16 protein-coding genes and 2 pseudogenes are annotated in these 21510 nt (G+C 63.6%); 3 read left to right on the forward strand and 15 right to left on the reverse strand.

Annotated features, from left to right (window positions below):
- Positions 1-85: 85 nt before the first annotated feature.
- Both H4O11_RS15515 and H4O11_RS15520 read left to right on the forward strand, forming a co-directional pair.
- A complete protein-coding gene (locus H4O11_RS15515; protein ID WP_246333526.1) occupies positions 86-2353 on the forward strand; it encodes a glycosyltransferase family 2 protein in 2268 nt (755 codons plus the stop codon).
- Between the two features lie 113 nt (positions 2354-2466).
- Positions 2467-3402, forward strand: a complete 936-nt coding sequence (locus H4O11_RS15520; protein WP_182340426.1) for a class I SAM-dependent methyltransferase — start codon at positions 2467-2469, stop codon at positions 3400-3402.
- Positions 3403-3413: 11 nt separating this feature from the next.
- On the opposite strand, the gene H4O11_RS15525 is transcribed toward H4O11_RS15520, so the two are convergent.
- From H4O11_RS15525 to H4O11_RS15595, 15 genes and pseudogenes are all read right to left on the reverse strand, one after another.
- The gene (locus H4O11_RS15525) at positions 3414-4796 is read right to left on the reverse strand and encodes a hypothetical protein (protein ID WP_182340428.1); all 1383 of its coding nucleotides are present in this window, start codon (positions 4794-4796) and stop codon (positions 3414-3416) included.
- Positions 4793-5194: a GtrA family protein gene (locus tag H4O11_RS15530; protein WP_182340430.1), complete on the reverse strand. Its 402-nt coding sequence runs from the start codon at positions 5192-5194 to the stop codon at positions 4793-4795. The genes H4O11_RS15525 and H4O11_RS15530 overlap by 4 nt, the downstream gene beginning before the upstream one ends.
- Complete coding sequence (locus H4O11_RS15535; protein WP_182340432.1) at positions 5191-6492, reverse strand: NAD(P)/FAD-dependent oxidoreductase; 1302 nt, start codon at positions 6490-6492, stop codon at positions 5191-5193. The genes H4O11_RS15530 and H4O11_RS15535 overlap by 4 nt, the downstream gene beginning before the upstream one ends.
- Before the next feature lie 71 nt (positions 6493-6563).
- Positions 6564-7088, reverse strand: coding sequence for a GtrA family protein (locus H4O11_RS15540; RefSeq protein ID WP_182340433.1), 525 nt, complete (start codon positions 7086-7088; stop codon positions 6564-6566).
- Entirely contained in the window at positions 7085-9208 is a 2124-nt protein-coding gene (locus tag H4O11_RS15545; RefSeq protein ID WP_182340435.1) for a hypothetical protein, read from the reverse strand. Before H4O11_RS15545 ends, H4O11_RS15540 begins: the two co-directional genes overlap by 4 nt.
- A 13-nt stretch (positions 9209-9221) precedes the next feature.
- The gene (locus tag H4O11_RS15550) at positions 9222-10166 is read right to left on the reverse strand and encodes an NAD-dependent epimerase/dehydratase family protein (RefSeq protein ID WP_182340437.1); all 945 of its coding nucleotides are present in this window, start codon (positions 10164-10166) and stop codon (positions 9222-9224) included.
- Between the two features lies 1 nt (position 10167).
- Positions 10168-10899: an SDR family oxidoreductase gene (locus H4O11_RS15555; protein WP_182340439.1), complete on the reverse strand. Its 732-nt coding sequence runs from the start codon at positions 10897-10899 to the stop codon at positions 10168-10170.
- 2 nt (positions 10900-10901) lie between these two features.
- On the reverse strand, positions 10902-12215 hold the full coding sequence (locus H4O11_RS15560) for an FAD-binding oxidoreductase (RefSeq protein WP_182340441.1): 1314 nt from the start codon (positions 12213-12215) through the stop codon (positions 10902-10904).
- On the reverse strand, positions 12212-13630 hold the full coding sequence (locus tag H4O11_RS15565) for a UbiA family prenyltransferase (RefSeq protein WP_182340443.1): 1419 nt from the start codon (positions 13628-13630) through the stop codon (positions 12212-12214). Before H4O11_RS15565 ends, H4O11_RS15560 begins: the two co-directional genes overlap by 4 nt.
- A gap of 113 nt (positions 13631-13743) precedes the next feature.
- On the reverse strand, positions 13744-14727 hold the full coding sequence (locus H4O11_RS15570; protein WP_182340445.1) for a lysylphosphatidylglycerol synthase transmembrane domain-containing protein: 984 nt from the start codon (positions 14725-14727) through the stop codon (positions 13744-13746).
- A pseudogene (locus H4O11_RS15575) lies at positions 14727-15128 on the reverse strand (FAD-binding protein); the annotation flags it as partial. The pseudogene H4O11_RS15575 and the gene H4O11_RS15570, both read right to left, overlap by 1 nt.
- Positions 15035-15953 (reverse strand): annotated as a pseudogene (locus H4O11_RS15580) (UbiA family prenyltransferase); the annotation flags it as partial. The pseudogenes H4O11_RS15580 and H4O11_RS15575, both read right to left, overlap by 94 nt.
- Positions 15954-16066: 113 nt before the next feature.
- Positions 16067-17755, reverse strand: a complete 1689-nt coding sequence (locus H4O11_RS15585) for an LTA synthase family protein (RefSeq protein ID WP_182340447.1) — start codon at positions 17753-17755, stop codon at positions 16067-16069.
- Between the two features lie 732 nt (positions 17756-18487).
- A complete protein-coding gene (locus H4O11_RS15590) occupies positions 18488-19426 on the reverse strand; it encodes an electron transfer flavoprotein subunit alpha/FixB family protein (RefSeq protein WP_182340449.1) in 939 nt (312 codons plus the stop codon).
- Positions 19426-20172, reverse strand: coding sequence for an electron transfer flavoprotein subunit beta/FixA family protein (locus H4O11_RS15595; protein ID WP_182340450.1), 747 nt, complete (start codon positions 20170-20172; stop codon positions 19426-19428). Before H4O11_RS15595 ends, H4O11_RS15590 begins: the two co-directional genes overlap by 1 nt.
- Before the next feature lie 254 nt (positions 20173-20426).
- Here H4O11_RS15595 and rfbB point away from each other — a divergent pair, with 254 nt between their 5' ends.
- Positions 20427-21482, forward strand: coding sequence for a dTDP-glucose 4,6-dehydratase (gene rfbB / locus H4O11_RS15600; protein ID WP_182340452.1), 1056 nt, complete (start codon positions 20427-20429; stop codon positions 21480-21482).
- Positions 21483-21510: the final 28 nt, after the last annotated feature.

Consider the following 21510-nt stretch of genomic DNA (forward strand, 5'->3'; position numbering starts at 1 on the left):
ATGAAGATCAGTTTGTCGGAGGGGCGGGCGATGGCGATTGTCCAGCCGCACGCCCTCCGGCGCGGCCGTACATACAGGGAATGACATGATTGAACTGCAGTTGCAACCGATCCGCGGCGTAACGTTGGGCGCGATCGATTCAAACGGGATGGTTGAGCTGAGTGCTTTCGGCGACGACCCGCAGTGCCGCCTGGTGCCTGCGAAAGGCGGCCAGGTCGAAGGTGGCTGGTACGAACTCAGTTTCGTTCTGGAAGAAACCGGGACGCGCATGGTGGATCCTGTGCTGTACGCCAACTGCGGTGCAGGCATGACCGAGAAGGAGCGCGTGCCGCTGCATGTCACGCCCCACACCGACGGCATATCGCGCACCCTGGTGCCGCTGAGCGGGCGGATAGTGGAACTCCGCTTCGACCCGTCCATCGGTCCCTGTGAGATCCGCATCGGTCGCTTTGCCATGCGCCGGGTTGGCCAGGCATACGTGGCCCTATCGATGTTCAGGGAAGTGCTGTACGACCTGCGCGGGCGGCGCGCGAAGCTGCGGTTTACTCTGGACAGCCTCCGCTCGCTGCTCACCGATGGGCGCTCGGGCCTGGGCGGTTTCCTGCGTGCGCGCTACAGCGCCATGGCCCTGCACAACGCGTTCGACTACGACGCCTGGGTTGCGCTGTACGGTGCCCTGAGTGCCCCGGAACGCGGCGAGGTCGAAGCCTGGGACAAGCTGCCGACGTTCTCGATCGTGGTTCCTACCTACAACACGCCCGAGAAGTGGCTGCGCCGTTGCGTGCAGACGGTGACCAACCAGAGCTATCCGCACTGGGAGCTGTGCGTGGCTGACGATGCGTCGCCCAAGCCGCACGTGGTGGCCGTGCTGAAGGAACTTGCCGCAGCCGATCCGCGCATCAAGTTCGTGGTGCGCGAGCAGAATGGCCATATCTCCGCGTCGTCCAATGACGCGCTGAAGCTTGCGACCGGCGATTTCATCGTTCTGCTCGACCACGACGACGAATTGCATCCGCACGCGCTGTATGAGATGGCCAAGGCATTCCGGGCCAATCCCTCCTGGCAGATGGCGTTCAGCGACGAAGACAAGATCGACGAGAAGGGACGCCGCTTCGATCCCTATTTCAAGGCGGACTGGAACTACGATCTCTTCCTTTCCCATAACTGCATCAGCCACCTCGGCGTGTATGCCCGTGGGCTAGTGGACAAGGTGGGCGGGTTCCGCCTTGGCTACGAAGGCAGCCAGGATTGGGACCTGGCATTGCGCTGCATCGAGACGCTCGATGACAGTCAGATCGGCCACGTGCCGCATGTGCTCTACCACTGGCGTGCCATCCCGGGTTCCACCGCGTTGGGCCCCGGCGAAAAGAGCTACGCGCACTATGCGGCGATGAAGAGCATCCAGTCACACCTTGACCGGATCGGCCGCGACGCCGAGGTGCTGGATATCCCGAATTTCTCCGGCAACTACCGCGTCCGCAACCGCTTGCCGGTGCCTGCGCCGCGGGTTTCGCTGATCATCCCCACGCGTGATCGCGCCGACCTGCTGCGCATGGCGGTGACCTCCATCCTGGAAAAGACCGATTACCCGGATTACGAGATCATCATCGTCAACAACCAGTCGGTGGAGCCCGATGCACTGGAACTGCTGCAGGCGCTGCAGCAGGACTCCAGGGTGAGCGTGATCGACTATGACGCTCCATTCAATTATTCGGCCATCAACAACCTGGGTGTTTCCAAGGCCACCGGCAGCATCGTCGGCCTGCTGAACAACGACATTGAGGTCATTTCCAGCGACTGGCTCACCGAGATGGCCAGCCAAGCCGTTCGCCCGGAAGTGGGGGCGGTGGGGGCCATGCTGTATTTCCCCAACGACAGCATCCAGCATGCCGGTGTGATTCTCGGTTTCAACGGGGTAGGGGTGCATGCGTATGCCGATCGCCCGCGTGGCTGGGTGGGGATGATGTTGCGTGCACGCCTGCTGCAGAACTTCTCGGCGGTGACCGCAGCGTGCCTGCTGGTGCGCAAGTCGGTATATGAACAGGTGGACGGACTGGATACCGCCCTGCAGGTAGCCTACAACGACATGGATTTCTGCCTGCGCGTGCGCGAGGCGGGGTACCGCAACCTTTGGACGCCCTATGCCGAGCTCTACCACCATGAATCCGCCAGCCGTGGCAGCGACATGGAGGGCGCCAAGCGCGAGCGGTTCGATCGTGAGGTGGCGCTGGTGATGTCGCGCTGGTCCTCGGTGATCGCGGCCGATCCGGCCTACAACCCCAACTTGGCTGCCACCGGGAATACGTTCGATCTGGCATTCCCGCCCAGGCACAGGCATATTAGCGCGGGCTAGGCGAGCCCCCCTGCCACGCCGCAGGAGGGCCTGTTTTTGACCAGCGGGCGCTCGGAAGAGCGCCCTTGCTTCGTGTTTTCCGTGCGTTTTCGTGCAGAGAATTGGAGGCGTCAATGGCAAGTCGTGGCGAATGGATGCAGGCTGGGCTGGATGGCAATGGGCTGGCGCTGGAGATTGCGCCCTTGGACAAGCCTGTGCTGCCGCGGTCGGGCTGGAACGTGCGTTACGCCGACCACTTGGACACGACGGGCTTGATGCACAAGTACGCCAGCCACGGCACCGTCGACAAGGATGCGATCCAGACGGTCAATTACGTGGTGGGCGCCGATGGGCTTGCCGCTGCTGTGGGTGCGGACCGGTTCAGCGCCATCATCTCTTCGCACGTGCTCGAACACGTCCCCAATCCGATACGCTGGCTGCAGGATATCCATGCCATCTGCGCCGATGGTGGAACCGCAGTGTTCGCGGTACCTGATCGCCTGCGCTGTTTTGACAGCTTGCGCCGACCCTCGGTGATTGCCGATTGGCTCGGGGCCTATCTGGAAGGCGCCTGGCGTCCATCCCCGCGCAACGTCATTGATGCTCTGCTGGGCGAGTGCTCATGGAAAGGGCAAATCACTTGGGAGGGCGAGCCTGCGATGGACGCCCTCCGCCACAACCGGCAACCGGCGCTCGCGCTCGAGATGGCGCGGCAGGCGGTGGCATCAAGTGATTACTACGATGTGCACTGCTGGGTCTTCCAGCCCAGCGAACTGTTCGCCATCTTCCATGGCCTGGCCGTCTTGGACCTGTTCCCGTTCACCTTCAGCGGCTTCCGCGGCACCGAAGGCAATGAGTTCCTGTTCCGCTTGGTACGCGACGATGCCAGTTCCTGGGAAGAACGGCTGGGGAGCCTGCCACTTGCCAGGACCGGCCGCGCTGCTGCGCTTCCCGAAGACTTCAGCGTGGCCGCCTACCTGGCCAACAACCCGGATCTGGTCGCGGCCCGGGTCGATCCCATCATCCATTGGCTGGAATACGGCCGCCACGAAGGGCGACGCCACGCCTGAACCACCACGCCTCAGTGGACCGGCGCAGCTTCCCTGCCTTCGGCAGGCACCACCTTCACGAACAATGCCCCGCGCAGCGCCGGGTCGTCCAGCAATGCCTTCAGTCGCCCCGCATCGGGGTAGGGAATATGCTGGTATTCCACCTGCAGGGCGGACGGATCGTTGCTGGTCAGGTAACGCAGCACGTTGCGTTGCTGGATCTGTCCGAGCTCAGCACGTTCCCTGACCATGGCCATGTCCGCTGGAACATGGCGCAGCATGCCGGCGGTGAAGGTGACGGCGAACGCGGCCGCAACCAGCGCCGCGCCGGTACGCACGGCCGATGGGCGGACCATCGTCCGCAGTAGTTGGACGGCGAACCAGGCGTTGCCGAACAGCCCGGGAATGAACAGTTCGGTATAGCGCGAAGTCGGGGCTTCCATGCCGTGACCGCGGCCGTAGGCGATGGCCGCGCCCTGCAGGGCCGACCAGATGCATAGGCCAGCCATCACCAGTTCGCTGCGTGATGCCTGCCGGCGCAGCAGCATGCGCGAAATCATCAGGACCGACGGCAGCCACAGCGCCACTACGGCCAAGTGGTACTTCGACACCGGCCAGCCCAGAACGTGGCTGACCGCGTCAATGAATTCCAGCGCGCCCTGCGCTTGCAGCGTGCGATGCTCGGGAATGACCGGGATGGCCAGGTAGCCCGCCACCGCAATGGCAGCAAGCATGACCACGGCCCCCAGCGCGGGCCAGCGACGACCGGGCAGGCAGATGCAGGCCAGCACATAGGTTGCGCCCACGGCGACGGGGGTGAGCATTCCCGATGCCATCGTCAACGTGGCGAAGATGCTCAGGGCCACCGCGCCGGCGATGGCGATGATGTTCTCGTGCTGGCGGGCGGCCAGACCCACCGCCAGCAGGCTGGCAAGGATCAGGAAATAGAACTGGCTCTGGAACCCGACCAGGATGTTTTCCCACGCGAACGGGAGCACTGCGGCAGCGAGCGCCACCAGCACCACCAGCCAGTCAAGGCGGGACCTGCGTTCATCGCGCAGGGCGTGCCAGACCAGCAGAGCGGGGATGAAGCAGTACACCAGCGCACTGACCCGCGCCTCGTACATGTTGTTCCACTGGCCGGTTACCAGATAGCTGCCCAGCGTGACCAGACGGGTCGGCAGGATGCGGTGTTCGTTGTGCGTGCGGATCAGGTCCGCCCATTGCAGGGTGCCGTCTATCCACGGCTTGAGCAGGAAGGCTGCTTCGCCGTCCCACTGGTCCCAGTAGGGAACTGGTACTGCGTAGAACTGGATGTACAGCAGCCTGGCCACCAGGGCCAGCAGCGCGACGCCGACCGCGATGGTGGCGGCGGAGGGGGCGACGCGGCGTTCCACGTTGACGGAACTGGTCATGGATGCTTCTCGCGGAAAGTGAGCGCTTTGTGACCCACATAACTGGTGAACACCGGCACGGCCACGCCCACTGCATGGGCGACGGTTTCCGGATGGAAGGTCATGCCGACGGCGGGGAACGCCCAGCGGGCGAGCGCCAGGCTGATCGCCAGCGTCTGCAGGACGGCCAGCAGGTTGATGGCTACGAACCACGCGGCCTGATGGTGCAACGGGTTGCTGGAAGCCTCGAAGACGAAGCGACGGTTCAGCAGGAACGCGGTCACCATGCCGATGCAGTAGGCCATGATGATCGCCGCTGCATACGGCATGACCTGGCTCAGCAGGATACGCGATCCGAAGTTCGCCGCGGCGGCGATGCCGCCAGCGACGAGAAACCGCACGAATTGCGGACTGATCATGCCTCAAGCACTTCTTGGGCGAGGCGATCGGCGGCCTGCAGGCTTTCCGAGATCGAGCGGTCCTCGGGGTAGTAATAGGCGGTGTCGGCCATGAAAAAGCCGGCCACCGGCGTGCGCATCGCCGGCAGCATGTCCTGGAAGCCCGGAGGGCAGATGGTCTGCGCGAACTCGTAGCGATGACAGTGCGTGGCGAGCACCCAGTCACGCTTGAACTGAGGATTCAGGCGCGGCAGGTAACCCAGCACTTCTTCGACCAGCTCGGCATTGGATGCCTTCCACTTGGGGTGGGTCTTGGGCATGTAGAACGGCGCGTACAGGATCTTCTGCCCCGGATGCTCGCCCGGGTTGAGGTTGCTGTACTCGATGACGCCCGGAATGGCGATGCCTGGATCGCTGATGTTCATCCAGAAGTTCTCGCTGACCGCATGCTTGAGCTTGAGGATCACGCAGGCCACGGGAATGTTCTCCACGGCGCGGATCTGCGCACGGAAGTCTTCCGGCAGGCCGGGAACCATGGCCGGGACATACTGGATGGGAGCGGTGGAAACCACGCCGTCGTAGGCGGTGAAGTTATCGCCGGTGCGGATGCCGGTGACCCGGCCGTTTTCGCTGACCACTTCGTCGATGCCCTGGGACAGGAAGATGCGACCGCCGCGATCGACGATGTCCTTCTCCATACGGTCAAGCAGCGTCATCGAGCCACCTTCGAGGTAACCCAGGCTCTCGTTCATCAGGTTGCGGCGCGACAGCGCGATACGCTTGATGCGCGTGCCGATCCAGCTGGCCGACAGGTTGTCCTTGTACTCGAAGAATTTCAGGTGGAAGGCGTCCTTCCACATCACGTTGTACGCCCTCTCGCCGATCCAACGGCGAATCCAGGCGCCTGCTTCTTCCTTGTCCAGCGCCGTCCAGTCCTTGATGCCCTTCGTGTACATCACGTGCAGGGCGTAGCGGAACTTGCTGACCGGCCCCAGGTGAGGGAAGCCCAGTAGGGCGAACGGCGTGCCCCACTTGAATAGGCGCCCGTTGTAGAAGTAGCCCATCTTGGTATCGGTCCACTTCAGCGTGTGGCCCAGGCCGTAGCGTTCGAGCAGGGCGAACAACGGGTCATCGGTCTTGCAGATGAAGTGGTAGTAGCGTTCGATGGGCAGGCCGTCGAAATCGAAGGCCGCGGACATGCCCCCGATGCGGTCGTCACGCTCGTAGATATCGACCTGGTGCCCCGCATCGAGGAGGCGGACGGCGGCCATCAGGCCCATTGGGCCTGCGCCGACGATGGCATAGCGCTGGTTGCTCATTGGTTTGACCTGGATGCTGGAGTCTGTAGTGAATGCTGACACGTATCTGCCTTGTCTGATCGCGCGCTCGGTCAGTCCGGGCGGCGGGCCTCTCCGTCGGGCTTCGATTCGGAGAAGGTCCAGTATTTGTGGATGATGAAGCTGGTGACCGCCAGGGTGGAGAGGGCGCCGGCATGTCCCAGCGTCTCGGCGAGGGGAACCGATAGCAGCGTTGTCCACTCGATGAGCTTGAAGAAGGCATTGCTCAGCAGTGTGGTTTGCAGCAGGCCGATCACGTTCACGACGAAGAACTTGCCCAGCTCTGTGCTCCGCGCCTGGCCGCGGAACACCAGGCGCTTGTTCAGCGCATACGCTGCAAGTGTGCTGAAGAAGTAGGACACGATGACCGAGGCGGTGTAGCCCATGAACTGCGCGAACAGCAGGCGCAAGGTAACGCCCAGTACCGCAGACGAGCCACCGGAGACCAGGAACAGCAGGTAGCGACGGCTGAAGAAGTCGCGCAGCAGGCCGCCTTTCCGGGTCTTTTCCTCGCCGCCGGTGGAACGCGCATCCGCATGCGAGGGTGTCCGGTTCCTGTCAGGCACAGGGGTACTCACTGCGGAACTCCTTCGCGGCTGCAGCCGGCGGGGGCGTAATACAGCAACATGGTCGGGCTGTGGTACACGTTCAAAGTGCTCACGGGAACCTCGTCGAAATCGGATGCCATGCGCGCGACCAGGCGGAACCCACGCTGTTCAAGTTGGTGGTAGTAGTTCTTTGACCAGCCGTCGTTGTAGTGGATGCCTTGGTAGAGCTCGCACTCGCCAGCGGGCTGCGGGAAAGTGGATGCCATGATGTCCGGGAAGCCGATCTGCTTGATACCGGCAGCGCCGAACTCATGAACGTACGCATCGAGCTTGCGGGCGTGGGCGCGGTCCATGGCTGACAGGCTCTCTGCGGAGAAGTGCGGGGCCAGGCGGCTCGTCACAGACAGCGCGGTCCAGCCGCAGAAGGCCAGTGCGACCGCGAGCGCCAGCCGAAGCGCAGGAAGCATCCAGTTCCGCTCTGGCAGGACATGCAGCAGCCAGTGCTCGATGTTGACGATGCCGATGACCGAGACCAGGATAAAGCCGGGCAGGAACGGGCCGAAGTTGCGCTCGAAGAACACTTCCTGGAACAGGAAGGCGAGCAACGTGATGCCGAGGACGCCGCCGAGGGCGTACTTGGCCGGTGCAAGCACGCCGCGGGAATAGCCTGCCAGGTGCAGGACGAGCAGCGGCAGCCCGATCGTCGCCGAATAGTAGCCGGCGATGAGGCCGACCTGTTTGCCCATCGAAGGCGACGGGAAGCCGTGTGGGGGATGGCCACCGCCATACTGGTTGTTCAGTGCCTGGATACCTGCGATGAACCCAGCCAGGTCGACAACGATCGACGGTGATGCGATGCAGAATCCGGCGACGAAGCCGAGCGCCGACCAGAGGCCATGCAGCAGCAGCGGCTTGACACGCGCGGCCATATCACCGGAGCGGGGCAGCATGGGCATGGCGGAAACGATGCAGAACAACAGGAAGATCACATAGGTGAACTTGATCGTGGTCAGCATGCCTGCAAGCAGGCCGATGGCGGCCATCAGCAGGTGGCGGTTGCGTTCCCGGATGGGTTTGAGGGTGGCTAGCGCGAAGACCAGCGTCGCCAGCAAGGTACTCAGTGATTCAAGGCGCGCGTAATGGGCGTCCTGGTAAAGTTGGGGAACAATGGCGATCAATGTCGTACCGATGACGGCGTACAGCGCGTTGGTATGGCGCAGGAGCAGCAGCAGGCACAGGACCAGAGTCGCTGCTGCGCTCCAGCGCGACAGGTCCAGCAGGTGCTTTAGCAGGGCAGGCTCGCTCGCGAACGCGTCCGGCGAGAGCACCTTGGCGCTGGCGTAGGCGGCGAGGATGTATCCGGAGAAGTTGTAGCGGAAGTCGGCAAATACTGGCAGGTCGGCCTTGGCAAAATCGGTATCCAGATCGCCGCGCCCGTGCATTGCTTCCATCACCTTCACCGGAATCGATTCGTCCGGATGGACCCAGATACCGGCGATGTCGCCCCGGTACAGGTGACCACCGATCAGCAACGTCGCAAGCATGGCCACGGCCATCGGCATGTGGTTGATGATGCCTACCGGGCCGGAAGCGGGGCGGGCGCGGCGTGCCAGCAGGGCCAGCACGACAGCCAGACACAACAGCGCGATCGCCACGCCGCGGTCCGCATGCGCGCCCTGCTTCAGCGGAACCAGCCCTAAACCTGCCCATTGTGCGTGCTGTTCGCCGCGGTCCTGGAGGGTAGCGGTCAGGTCGGTGCCCTTCCACGGGTCCGGGATGTCCAACGCCACCGGGGTCCATCGCTCGGCCGCCCTCTGCTGCAGGGACATCGCCGCGCTGCTGCCGCCGGTGGGCTGCAGGTTCAGGCTGACGTCCTTGCCGTCCACGTAGCCGGCAACGACAAGCCCGAAGTTATCGAGCGTGCCGGCGGGAATGTGCATGACCAGCGTGCCCGTGGCGGCGTCACCGGCCTCGCAGTAGGTGATGGCGCCCTTGACGTTCGCATCGGCTTGGAGGTACGGCGACGTCGAAGGCGGGCACCCCCCCTGGAGGGCAGCGGCCGATTCCAGCCCGTCGTGGGCCGGGAGCAGCTTCCAGCAGAGTGCCAGCGCGATGCAGACGACCGCGCCAATGGTGGTAACGATGCGCATCCTTCGCACTCCTTCAGCGTTGCAGAACGATATGGCTGTAACGCTTGTCCGTGTAGCTTTCGCGGATGGCCTCTTCGAACGGCGTCTGCTTCACGCCGAACACGGCCTCGGTGTCGATGCCCTTGAAGTCATCGCCGGCACTGAGTGCCTTCAGCTGGTCTGCGGTGAAAGGCGGCTTGCTGCTGAACAGGCTATAGACCTTCAGCAGGAAGGCGAAGAACCCGATCGGAATGTGCACGATCACCGTGTGCAGTCTCTTCACCCGCTTGATGGTGCGGATGATGTCCACGTAGTCCACGCGGGTATCGCCGACGACGTCGAACACCTCGCTATCGGGCTCGGTTTCGATGCACCTGGCGATGCAGCGGCAGAAGTCACGTTCGTACAGCGGCTGGCGCATGAACTTGCCGTCGCCCGGAATCGGAAACACTGGCGTGCGCGCCATGAAGCGCGACAGCCAGCCCAGGTGCTTGGGGTCGAACCAGCCGAACATCAGCGTCGGCCGCAGCACGCAGTGGCGCTGGCCGCTGGCGACCACCATCTCTTCCTGCTCGCGCTTGGTGTTGGTGTAGTCATCCTTGGCCACCGAGTTCACCACCGAGGAACTGATATGCACCATGTAGGGCACGGCGGCGGCCTGGGTCGCCTTCAACACGTGGCTGGTCGCGGTGATGTTGTTGCGCACGAACAGATCGGTGGTCTTGCCGGTGATCTGTGCATGCAACTGCACCACGCAGGCAGCACCGTTGAACTCCCCGGCCCATGCGCCCGGCTCGGCCAGGTCGGCCAGCACCACGCGGACGTCCGGGTGCAGCTTCTGCAGGATGTCCAGGTTGTGCGTGTGCTTGTCGATGGCCACCAGCTGGGTGTAACCCTGCTGCTTGAGCTCGACGATCAGGTTCTGCCCGACCAGCCCGGCGGCCCCGGTGATGACGATCTTGGCGTGCTTGTCGGTCATGTCAGAGCTTGATCCTGCGGAAGACGAACTCGGGAATGTTCTTGATGATCATCATGATCGCCCACCAGAAACCGGGCAGGTAGGCCACGGCCTTGCGCTTGCCGATGGCCTTCAGGATGCCGGCGGCCACCTTGTCCGGCGTTGCCCACAGCGCGCCCTTCTTGAAGGCGGCGGTCATCGGCGTATCGACGAAGCCGGGCTTGATCACCAGCACGTTGATGCCGGCCGGCCGCAGGCGCTGGCCCAGGCCACTCAGGTAGGCGGTCACGGCGGCCTTGGCGCTGCCATAGAGATAGTTGCTGGCGCGGCCACGGTCACCGGCCACCGAGGAGATCACTGCCAGGGTGGCGCCTGACTGCAGGCGCTGGGCCAGCGCGGCCGCCAGGGCGATGGTGGAGGTGCCATTGGTGGTGAACTCGCGCAGCGACAGCTCGACCGATGCATCGCAGGCGGCCTGGTCAGGCAGCGTGCCGTGGGCGATGAGCACAGTATCCACGCCGCCCAAGGCCGACCAGGCATCGTCCAGCAGCGCGCCATGTGCGGAGAGGTCGTTCACGTCAAGCGCGCCGGTATGCACGTGCTGGGCACCACGCACGCGCAGGTCGGCGGCGATGGCGTCCAGCTTGCCGGCACTGCGGCCCACCAGGTAGAGCGCGGCGGCACGCCTGGCGTACAGGCGTGCGACGGATTCGGCGATGGCCGAGGTGGCGCCGATGATCAGGATCTTCTGCATGCTTACTCCATCACCCGGCGCCAGAAGCCGGATGAAAATCGGGGGTCGATGAAGCGGGAAAATTCTTCCCAGGCCGGGTAGGCTTGGCGGAACAGCGCACCGGACATGCGTGCGTCCTTGGCCGGATAGACGGCGCCGCCGGCTTCGCTGACGATGCGGTCCAGGCGGTCGAGCATCTTCAGCAGTTCCGGCCCGTTGTTGGGGAAATCCAGGGCCAGGGTGGTACCCGGCCGGGGGAACGACAGCAGCCCCGGTGAGAGAAGGTCGCCGAATTCCTTCAGTACGGCCAGGAACGAGCCACGTCCGCTGCGCGCGATCTCGGCCAGCAGGGCCGCAGTGGCATCGCGCGCCACTTCGGGCGGCAATACGCACTGGTGTTGCAGGAAGCCGCGCGGGCCATACATGCGGTTCCAGTGGTTGATGCCGTCCAGCGGGTAGAAATAGCCTTGGTAGTGCGTCAGATGGCGCGCACGGCGCGCGGGTTGGCGCCAGTAGTACAGCGTGTTGAACGGACGCAGGGTGAGCGGATTGACCAGCGACACCGGCGGCACGATGGGCATGCTGCGCCGGGGCGCCGAGCTGGGCGTGGCTGCCTGTACATCGCCCGGCGCGTGGTCGCCGCGCAGGAAGTGGCCGCGGCCGAGGTTCGGTCCCTTGGCCAAGCAGTCGATCCACGCGACCGTGTATTCGAAGTCGCTGGCTGATTCGCGCGACAGTTCGAAGAAATCATCGAGGTTGTCGAAGCGGATCGATTCGGTTTCGATCCACGGCCCCGGCACGCGACGCAGTTGCAGTTCGACCCAGGTGATGAACCCGGTCAAGCCGAGACCGCCGACCGTGGCGGCGAACAGCCCGCTGTCATCGGCCGGAGTGAGCTGCTGGCGGGAGCCATCGCTGCGCAGCAGTTCCAGGCAGCGCACGTGGTGGCCGAAGGTACCGGCGCGGTGGTGGTTCTTGCCGTGTACGTCGTTGCCGATGGCGCCGCCCACCGTGGCATGCCGGGTGCCCGGCGTGACCGGCAGGAACCAGCCGCTGGGCAGGGCGATGTCGAGGATATCGGCCAGAGTGGCACCGGCCTCGCAGCGCACGACGCCGGTGCCTGGATCGAAGCCGATGAAGCGGTCCAGGGCACGGCTGACCAGCAGGCTCGCGCCCGGATTGAGGCAGCTGTCGCCATAGCTGCGGCCGTTGCCATGCGGCAGTACCGTGCCGCCTTCCGCCGGCAACGGCAGCGCCGCCGCGCGGTCGAGCACCGCAATGATGCTCTGCTCCACGCGCGGGTAGCGTCCCCAGGATTGGCCGGGCGCTGCACTCATATCGCGAGCAGGACGATCAGCACGCACAGGCCGATGACGATCTGGCTGCTGCGGTCCATCGCTGCGAACACGATCGGGTCGTCATGCATGTCGCCACGGTGGGAGACGATCCACATGCGGCTGATCCAGTACAGTAGGATCGGGCACAGCAGCCACAGCAGCTTGGGGTTGCGATACAGCTCCAGGCTTTCCGGGCTGTTGATGTACAACGCGAACACCAGCACGCCGATGTAGCCGGCGGCCGCACCCAGCGACTGTACCAGCGGCAGGTCGGCCACCGAGTAGCCGCGGCCGATGGCCATGTCCTTGCCACTGGCAAGGGCGGATGTCAGTTCGGTATAGCGCTTGAGCATGGCCAGGCTGAGGAACACGAACATGGAGAACGCGAGCAGCCAGAACGACAGATCGGAATTGATCGCCACCGCGCCGCCGATGATGCGCACGGTGTACAGCGCGGCCAGCAGCACGACGTCGATCATCACGATGCGCTTGAGCTTGAGCGAGTAGCTCAGGGTCATCACGTAGTAGCACAGCAGCACTCCGGCGAAGGCCGGGCTGCAGGCCAGGGCGAGCGCGAAACCGGCCAGGGTGATCAGCGGGGCGACCAGCAGGCCGTGCAGGAGCGGCAACGTGCCAGCCGCGAACGGCCGCTTGCGCTTGCGCGGATGCATGCGGTCCGGGGTCAGGTCAAGTAGGTCGTTGAGCAGGTAGACGCCTGACGCACACAGGCCGAAGGCGAGGAAGGCCGTGCCTGCATCGATGATCGAGCCAAGGTCGAAGAAGCGGTGTGCGGTCAGCAACGGCACCAGCACCAGCAGGTTCTTCAGCCACTGGTAGATGCGCAGGGCCTTGATCCAGGTGATCAGCCCGCCATTCTGTGAGGGCAGGTGGGCCAGCACTTCGGTATGCCTTGCGGCGGCGTTGGCCAGCCCGATGCCGTTGTTGACCACGATCGCGCCGCCAGCATGGGCCCAGACCTTCAGGTCCACCTGGCCGTTGCCCATGTAGTCGAAGCCGCGTTCGCCGAAGCGCGCGGCCAAGGCCTGGCCCTTGTTGCTGCCGGACAGGTTGGTCTGGCCATCACTGGCTATCACTTCCTCGAACAGGCCGAGGTGGTCGGCGATGGGCTGCACCAGCAGCCGGTCCGAAGCGGTACACAGCACGCGCGGGCGCTGCGTGGTGGTGCGTAGGATCTCCAGCACGCGCTCGTCATAGGGCAGGGTCTCAGCGGGAAGCTGCACGCGCGAGGCCAGTTGGCGCTTCACGTGGGCCTTGCCCCTGAGCAGCCAGAAGGGCAGCAGGAAGATGTAAAGGGGGTTGGTCGCCAGCAGGGCGAGCAACGATTCATAGAGGATGTCCGAGCGCAGCAGGGTGCCGTCAAGGTCAACGCATAGCGGGCGGTTGGAGGCCGTCACAGCGGGTGTGCTCCAGGGAGTAGTGCATCGGGATGTTGCATCGCTGAGCCTTTTTGTTTCGCTGTTGACCGACTGGATGATAAATGATGGCGACGACCGGGGCAGTACGCGCCTCAGGTTGCCGGCGGCGCGGCAAGGGCCCCGGATTCCAGCGTCGTCATGCTCAGCATGCCTACCAGCACGGCCAACCACAGGCTGGCCAAGCGGATGCCGACGGCGATGGCCAGTGCCGCGTCAGCGCCGACGCCGCAGGCAACCAGCATCAGCACGATGGCCGCTTCGGTGGTGCCGACGCCGCCGGGTACGAAGGACAATGCACCGATCAGGATCGCCAGCGGATAGATGCCCAGCAGTAGCGGCCAGTGAGCGGTGATGCCCGAGGTGTGGCACAGCCAGGCGAATGCGGCCGCCGTCAGCAGCCACGCCGCGGCACCCCAGCTGAGGCTGCCCAGCAGCAGGCGCGCCCGGAACAAAGGCCTCAGCGCGGTTCCGCCATCGATCAGGAAGCGAGCCACCCGGCGCACCGGTGCCCCTGGCAGCCGCGCGGCCAGCGCCCGCGCCAGGCGAGCCAACGGCGGCCAGCAGCCCAGGGCAAGCAATGCCAGCAGCAGGACGAGGATGACCAACGCCAGCAGGCCGAACGCGGGCACTAACGTTGCCGCACTGATGGACAGCAGGGTGATGACCAGCAGGTCCATGGCCCGTTCGAAGATGAACGAAGTCAGGGTGGCCTGGGCCGGAACGCCCTGCCAGTTGAAATAGCGGATGCGGAGCAGCTCACCGGCCTTGCCCGGCGAGGCCGTGAACGCAAAGCCGGCCAAGTAAGCTACCAGTCCTCGCCACCATGAGTGCAGCGGATGGCCCTGTGCGGCCAGCACGCTGCGCCAGCGTTGGTAACGGCAGCCGTAGCTGAGCAGGACCAGCGCGGCGCAGGCCGACAGTGGGGCCGCCATTTCGGCCAATCGGTACAGGATGTTCCTGTCCCGATCGAGGTACCACAGTGCGACCAGGTACATCGCTGCGATTGCGGCGACCCAGATGCCCGCACGCCCCCTGCGTGCCGGCGGCACCGGCACCGGAGGGCGACGGTCGGCCATTAAAGCGCCTTTTCCAGCTTCGGCAGGATCGTGAAGAGATCCCCGACCAGGCCGATATCAGCAATTTCGAAGATTGGCGCGTCGCCGTCCTTGTCGATCGCAACGAGCGTGCCGGCATCCTTGATGCCGGTCGGATGCTGGATCGCGCCGTTGATGCCGACGGCAACGTACAGTTCCGGCGCGATGATCTTGCTGGTCTGGCTGACCTGCAGGTCGCTGGGCACGTAACCGGCGTCGACCGCGGCGTGCGGCGCACCCACCGCAGCCCCCAGCTTGTCGGCCAACTGGTAGATCACCTTGAAGTTCTCTTCCGAGCCCACGCCACGGCCACCGGACACGACGCGCTTGACGCTCTGCAGGTCAGGACGGTCGCTGCTGGCGGCGGCCGGCCCGACAGCGCGAACACGCCGCTGTAGCCCGCCACCGCACCCAGCGATTGCACCAGTGGCAGGTCGGCCACCGAGTAGCCACGGCCTATTGCCATTTCCTTGCCGTTGGTCAGGGCCGATGTCAGTTCGGTATAGCGCTTGAGCATGGCCAGGCTGAGGCAGACGAACATCGAGAACGACAGAAGCCATAATGATAGCTCCGTATGGATTGCCACCGCTCCACCGATGATGCAAACGGTGTACAGCGCGGCCAGCAGCACGACGTCGATCATCACGATGCGCTTGAGTTTGAACGAATAGCTCAAGGTCATGACGTAGTCGCAGACCAGCACACCGGCGAAAGCGGGGCCGCATACCAGCGCCAGTGCGAAGCCGGCAAGGGTAATCAAGGGCGCCACAAGCAAGCCGTGCAGTAGGGGCAGGGTGCCGGCCGCGAACGGTCGCCTGCACTTGGGTGGATGCATGCGGTCCGGGGTCAAGTCCAGCATGTCGTTGAGCAGGTAAACGCCAGAAGCACACAGGCCGAAGGCGAGGAACGCCAGGCCGGCATCGAGTGCCGCGCCGAGGTCCAGGAACCGATGCGCAGTCAGCAGCGGCACCAGCAGGTTCTTCAGCCACTGGTAGACGTGCAGGACCTTCATCGCACAGCACGCGCTCGTCGTAGGGCAGGGCTTCGGCCGGAAGCTGGACCCGGGAGGCCAGTTGCCGCTTCACGAATGCCTTGCCCCGCAGCAGCCAGAGCGGCAGCAGGATTATATAAAGCGGATTGCGTGCCAGCAGGACCATAAGCGACTCATGCAGAATGTCACTGCGCAGAGGCGTGCCATCGAGATCCACGCAGAGGGCACGAACTTCAATAGCCAAAATAGGGCGCTCCAAGGGCTGCCGGTGCATTAGGTGAATCGATCAAGGGATGGAGCGCCCAGGCATCCTGCAGGTGGTAGCGCAATTTAGTCTGCTTGCGTGTCGATTACCAAGTCCATTGACTTGTAACGCTCAATGGTCTGCTTGGCCTGCTCATAGTAAGATTTCTGGGCGTCCGGGACCAGCGACTCCGAGTACGATCCTGCTGAATCGGTAAGAATGTATTCGGCACCGATATTGGACACCCGGTCGAGGTTGCACTCTTCGAAGAACGTGCAGCCCAGGAAAAGGTTGTGGCCCTTCCTTACGCCCAGCAGGCTCAACAACGAGGGGGCAAGGTCAAGCGAATTCTTGCCACCTGCGTCGATCACCCGGTGCTCCGCCCCCTTCCAATAAATCAGCAGGGGGATGTTATCGACGAAGTAGTCCTTCATGCGACTGTCTGCCTTGGCCGCATTGGGGCCAGGAAAGGTCGAATGGTCGGCGGTGAATACCAGTAGGGTGTTCTCGTGCAGTCGACTGGCCATGAAGCGCTCGATGAAGCGGCCTATGTCACGGTCATAAGTATGGAATTGGTTGAGCACAATGTTGTCGCCCTCGCCATATTTTTCTTCCCCATCCAGAAACGCATGGGTTTGGAAGTTGTACACGGCCGCGAAGAACGGCTTGCCACGAGGCTGCGCTTCCAGTTCGGAAAGCATGCTGTCGAACAGCTCCTGGTCAGTCAGGTACGGGGGGCGCGCGCCAGCCGCATCGCCGCGGACATAATGGTCGTACAGATAGTCGCGCCCCAAGGTGCGATCGAAGCCCAGCATTTCGATCATCGTGTTGATGTGCCCCTGTTGGGACAGAAAGAACATGCTACGGTAGCCGCGCGCACGCAGGATTTCCGGGATGCTGATGCGCGAAACAGCGGTGATGTCACCGGAGATATCCCGTTGATCGATGCCGGTCCCTTCCGCGTTGACGCCGTCGATTTCCTGATGGCCTGAGGTTAACTGGCCACGCAGGCCGCGGAAGGTCGCCGCGGTGTGGTTGTAATAGTTGCTGACCACGAGCGAGCCGCCTGCCAACCGGTCCAGGTTGGGGGTGATACCCGGATGAATGCTGCCGTAGGTTTCCATCCAGCGTGCGGACATGCCTTCGGTGAAAACCACGATGACATTAGGATGCTCCACAAGACCTTTGGTGTACTCGGCCGGGAAGCCTTGCTGGTACATCTTCCCGCGCGAGAACGCTGCGCGTGCCTCGATCAGTTCCGCAGCGCTGAGCTGAGCACGATCATTCATGCCTGCATAGGTGGAAAACGCGCGCAGGAAGGAAGAGATAGGTGCTTCGCCGCGGGCGACCACGATACCGCGTGCGAGGGGTTGGTCGTGGATCATGCCCGCATAGGCCAACGCGGCTAGGCCGAGCCATATCACCGGGGTGCGCGGTGAGCATCGTGGCGGGGCGACGCGGTGTACGATGGCATATGCGATGAATGCGACGAAGTAGGCGCCCAACATGGCATAGACGCCATTGAACGCGATCAGGCCAGTAACTTCCCGGTTGGCAAAGGCGATTGGCGGAATGAGTCCGCCGGATATCCAGCTGGCATACAGCTGGACGACGTATATGCTGCCTGCAGCAGCGGGAAGCAGGAGAGCCACCACGCGCAGCAGTCGATTGCGGATACCCAGCGCAAGGCGGATGCTCAGGTCTATCAGCACCAGTTCCAGCATGAAGCTGATAGTAATGTAGAGAAGCTCCGCCGAACTGTAATAACGACTCATCCGGAACAGCAGGACGCAGGTCAACAGCCCTGCTACACATGTTCCCCACGACGGAAATCGCCGCAGAATATTTGAAATTTCTGTACTCATCAGCTGGCTGGAAGAATCGTTAGGAAATCCTTCCTCAATACCTCTCTGGAAAAGGAATGGGCGCTGGATTCCTTGCAACAACGGTCAGCAATCCATGCCAAGGCCAAATCATACTTCGTTCGTCACCTGGCTGAAACATTCGTGAATGTCCGGCTGACCCGCGCCCAACTTTGGATTTCCATCTTGGCTGGACGGCAGGAAGGGTGAGAACAGAAAACTGAGAATGATGGAGCGGCTCGTTCGAGATTGCGAACAGGTCACGCATTGAGCCGAAGCAGCAAGTGCCGACATTCGTCGTGATGATCTTCGGGCACTGTCGACCCTGCCAGATTCGTATGGCCGACAGTGTTGTTATGCGGTTTTTCTGACAATCAGCCGGGAAAAAATCAGGTAGTTCCAAGCTGCAATCATGCCCATGACCAGAAATTTGACTATCAAGGGGGCATGCCAGCGCCAAAGCTCAGCGACTGATTTAGGATGAGCCAATCTGTACCCAGCACGGTCTGCAGGGCGATGAACACGGCATATTCGACCGCAACGGCCGATCAGCCGGAAATGAGGAAACGTAACAGTTGCTGTTTCATGGAAAGTCCGACCAAAGCCAGGGCATCCTGCGATGCCCTGGCGTCCAGCAATCTGGCGTCAGAGCGCGCTTTCCAGCTCAGGCAGGATCGTAAACAGATCCCCCACCAACCCGATATCGGCAATCTCGAAGATCGGCGAATCCGGATCCTTGTTGATCGCGACAATGGTGCCGGCATCCTTGATACCGGTCAGATGCTGGATGGCACCACTGATGCCCACCGCCACATACAGCTCGGGGGCGATGATCTTGCCGGTCTGGCCGACCTGCAGCTCGTTGGGCACATAGCCCGCATCGACGGCGGCGCGCGAGGCACCCACCGCAGCCCCCAGCTTGTCGGCCAGCTGGTAGATCACCTTGAAGTTCTCTTCCGAGCCCACGCCACGGCCACCGGACACCACGCGCTTGGCGCTCTGCAGGTCAGGGCGGTCGCTGCTGGCGGCGGCCAGCCCGACGAAGCGGGTGTGGGTTGGCAGCACCGCGTCCACGTTCAACACTTCAACGGCGGCGCTGCCGCCTTGGGCGGCCTCCGGCCAGGACGCGCTGCGCACAGTGGCGACCACGGTCTGCTCTGCCGGCGCCTCCACGGTGATGATGGCGTTGCCAGCATAGATCGGGCGCTTGAAGGTATGGCTGCCTTCGACGGCCATCAGGTCGGACACCTGGGCCACGCCCAGCAGGGCGGCCACGCAGGGCATCAGGTCCTTGCCGAAGGTGGTGGACGGACCGAACACGTGGCTGTAGCCGGCGGCTGCCTTCACGATCTGCGGTGCCAGCACCTGGGCGATCGAGTTGGCGTTGGCGGGATTGGCCACGGTCAATACCTTGGCCACGCCGCTGATCCTGGCTGCCTCGGCGGCAACGCCGGCCGGGTCGGCTGCCAACACCAGCACATGCACCTCGGCACCAGTGACGGCGACAGCCGCGCTGACGGTCTTGGCGGTGGCGGCGTTGAGCTTGCCGTCGTGATGCTCGGCGATGACGAGAATCGTGCTCATTACAGCAACCCCTTCTGCTTGAGTGCGGCCACCAGTTCGGCGGCATCCTTGACCATCACGCCCTTGCTGCGCTTGCCCGGCGCGGCATGGGCGGTGGTCTTCAGCGTGTCCACGGCGTCCACGCCGAGGTCGGCCAGCTGCAGCGTCTCCAGCGGCTTGGCCTTGGCCTTCATGATGTCCGGCAGCTTGATGAAGCGCGGTTCGTTCAGGCGCAGGTCGGTGGTGACCACCGCCGGCAGGTCCACTTCCAGCGTTTCCAGGCCGGCGTCCACTTCCCGGGTCACCGTGGCCTTGCCATCAGCTATCTCGAGCTTGCTGGCAAAGGTCGCCTGCGGACGTCCCCAGATCGTGGCCAGCATCTGGCCGGTCTGGCTGGCATCGTCGTCGATGGCCTGCTTGCCCAGGATCACCAGCCCAGGCTGTTCCTTCTCGACCAGCTTGAGCAGGGCACGGGCAGCGGTCAGCGGTTGGATCGCCTGGTCGGTGACCACATGGATGGCGCGGTTTGCGCCCATGGCCAGGCCATTGCGCAGGTGCGGCTGGGCATCGGCCGGGGCGATGGTCGCGACGATGACTTCGCTGGCGATGCCCTTGTCGCGCAGGCGCAGTGCTTCTTCCAGAGCGATTTCATCGAAGGGATTCGGGGACAGCTTGACGCCATCGGTCACCACGCCGGAGCCGTCCGGCTTGACCTGGATGCGGACGTTGTAGTCCACCACGCGCTTGTACGCGACGAGGATCTTCATCTGGTACGGGGTCCTTCAGTAACAGGGGAGTCGTCCGGCCCTTGGCATGCGACCGGTTCGGGGGTGGGATGTCGATTCTAACTGGCCTTGGGCGACCATGCGAACGCGTATGGTTGTGCTGCAGTGCGGCATTCGAGGCGCGTGGTTCATGCCTTGAACGCCTGCTCTACATAGCGTCGTTGTATGCTTCGAGGTTGAATCGGCCGGGCAATACAGAGGCCGGCCGCAGAAAAAAATCAACAGGAGAGCAGTTAGTGCCCACTTGGCTAGTCACCGGCGGCGCCGGATTCATTGGCGGTAACTTCGTCCTCGAGGCGGTTGCCCGCGGCGTCAAGGTCATCAACCTGGATGCCCTGACCTACGCCGGCAACCTGAAGACCCTCTCCAGCCTGCAAGGCAATGCCAACCACGTGTTCGTGGAAGGCGATATCGGCGACAGCGCGCTGGTGTCGCGCCTGCTGGCCGAGCACCAGCCGCACGCGGTGCTGAACTTCGCCGCCGAGAGCCACGTGGACCGCTCCATCGATGGCCCGGGCGCGTTCATCCAGACCAACGTGGTCGGCACCCTGGGCCTGCTGGAAGCGGTGCGTGATTACTGGAAGGCACTGCCAGCCGACAAGGGCGAGGCATTCCGCTTCCTGCACGTGTCCACCGACGAGGTCTACGGCACCCTGGGCGAGACCGGCAAGTTCAGCGAAACCACCCCGTATGCCCCGAACTCGCCGTACTCGGCGTCCAAGGCCGCATCGGACCACCTGGTGCGCGCGTTCCACCACACCTACGGGCTGCCGGTGCTGACCACCAACTGCTCCAACAACTATGGCCCGTACCACTTCCCGGAAAAGCTCATTCCGCTGGTGATCGCCAAGGCGCTGGCCGGCGAGCCACTGCCGGTCTACGGCGATGGCAAGCAGGTACGCGACTGGCTGTTCGTGTCCGACCACTGCGAAGCGATCCGCACGGTACTGGCCACCGGCCGCGTCGGCGAGACCTACAACGTCGGCGGCAACTCGGAAAAGCAGAACATCGAAGTGGTGCAGGCCATCTGCGCGCTGCTTGATGCGCGCCGCCCGCGCGAAGATGGCCAGCCGCGCAGCAGCCAGATCACCCATGTCACCGACCGCCCCGGCCACGACCGCCGTTATGCGATCGATGCCTCCAAGCTGAAGGACGAACTCGGCTGGGAGCCGGCGTACACCTTCGAACAGGGCATCGCGTTCACCGTCGACTGGTACCTGGACAACCAGCCATGGGTGGATGGCGTGCTGGATGGCAGCTACCGCCTGCAGCGCATCGGCACCACTGCCTGAGCCCCCAAAGGACACCTTATGACGCAGC

Source organism: Stenotrophomonas tumulicola (assembly GCF_014117215.1).
GTDB classification, from domain to species: Bacteria; Pseudomonadota; Gammaproteobacteria; order Xanthomonadales; family Xanthomonadaceae; genus Stenotrophomonas; species Stenotrophomonas tumulicola.

Coding starts and splice junctions, on each gene's coding strand:
- H4O11_RS15515 (WP_246333526.1), top strand. CDS start 86: ATGATTGAACTGCAGTTGCAACCGATCCGCGGCGTAACGTTGGGCGCG.
- H4O11_RS15520 (WP_182340426.1), top strand. CDS start 2,467: ATGGCAAGTCGTGGCGAATGGATGCAGGCTGGGCTGGATGGCAATGGG.
- H4O11_RS15525 (WP_182340428.1), bottom strand. CDS start 4,796: ATGACCAGTTCCGTCAACGTGGAACGCCGCGTCGCCCCCTCCGCCGCC.
- H4O11_RS15530 (WP_182340430.1), bottom strand. CDS start 5,194: ATGATCAGTCCGCAATTCGTGCGGTTTCTCGTCGCTGGCGGCATCGCC.
- H4O11_RS15535 (WP_182340432.1), bottom strand. CDS start 6,492: ATGAGCAACCAGCGCTATGCCATCGTCGGCGCAGGCCCAATGGGCCTG.
- H4O11_RS15545 (WP_182340435.1), bottom strand. CDS start 9,208: ATGCGCATCGTTACCACCATTGGCGCGGTCGTCTGCATCGCGCTGGCA.
- H4O11_RS15550 (WP_182340437.1), bottom strand. CDS start 10,166: ATGACCGACAAGCACGCCAAGATCGTCATCACCGGGGCCGCCGGGCTG.
- H4O11_RS15555 (WP_182340439.1), bottom strand. CDS start 10,899: ATGCAGAAGATCCTGATCATCGGCGCCACCTCGGCCATCGCCGAATCC.
- H4O11_RS15560 (WP_182340441.1), bottom strand. CDS start 12,215: ATGAGTGCAGCGCCCGGCCAATCCTGGGGACGCTACCCGCGCGTGGAG.
- H4O11_RS15570 (WP_182340445.1), bottom strand. CDS start 14,727: ATGGCCGACCGTCGCCCTCCGGTGCCGGTGCCGCCGGCACGCAGGGGG.
- H4O11_RS15585 (WP_182340447.1), bottom strand. CDS start 17,755: ATGAGTCGTTATTACAGTTCGGCGGAGCTTCTCTACATTACTATCAGC.
- H4O11_RS15590 (WP_182340449.1), bottom strand. CDS start 19,426: ATGAGCACGATTCTCGTCATCGCCGAGCATCACGACGGCAAGCTCAAC.
- H4O11_RS15595 (WP_182340450.1), bottom strand. CDS start 20,172: ATGAAGATCCTCGTCGCGTACAAGCGCGTGGTGGACTACAACGTCCGC.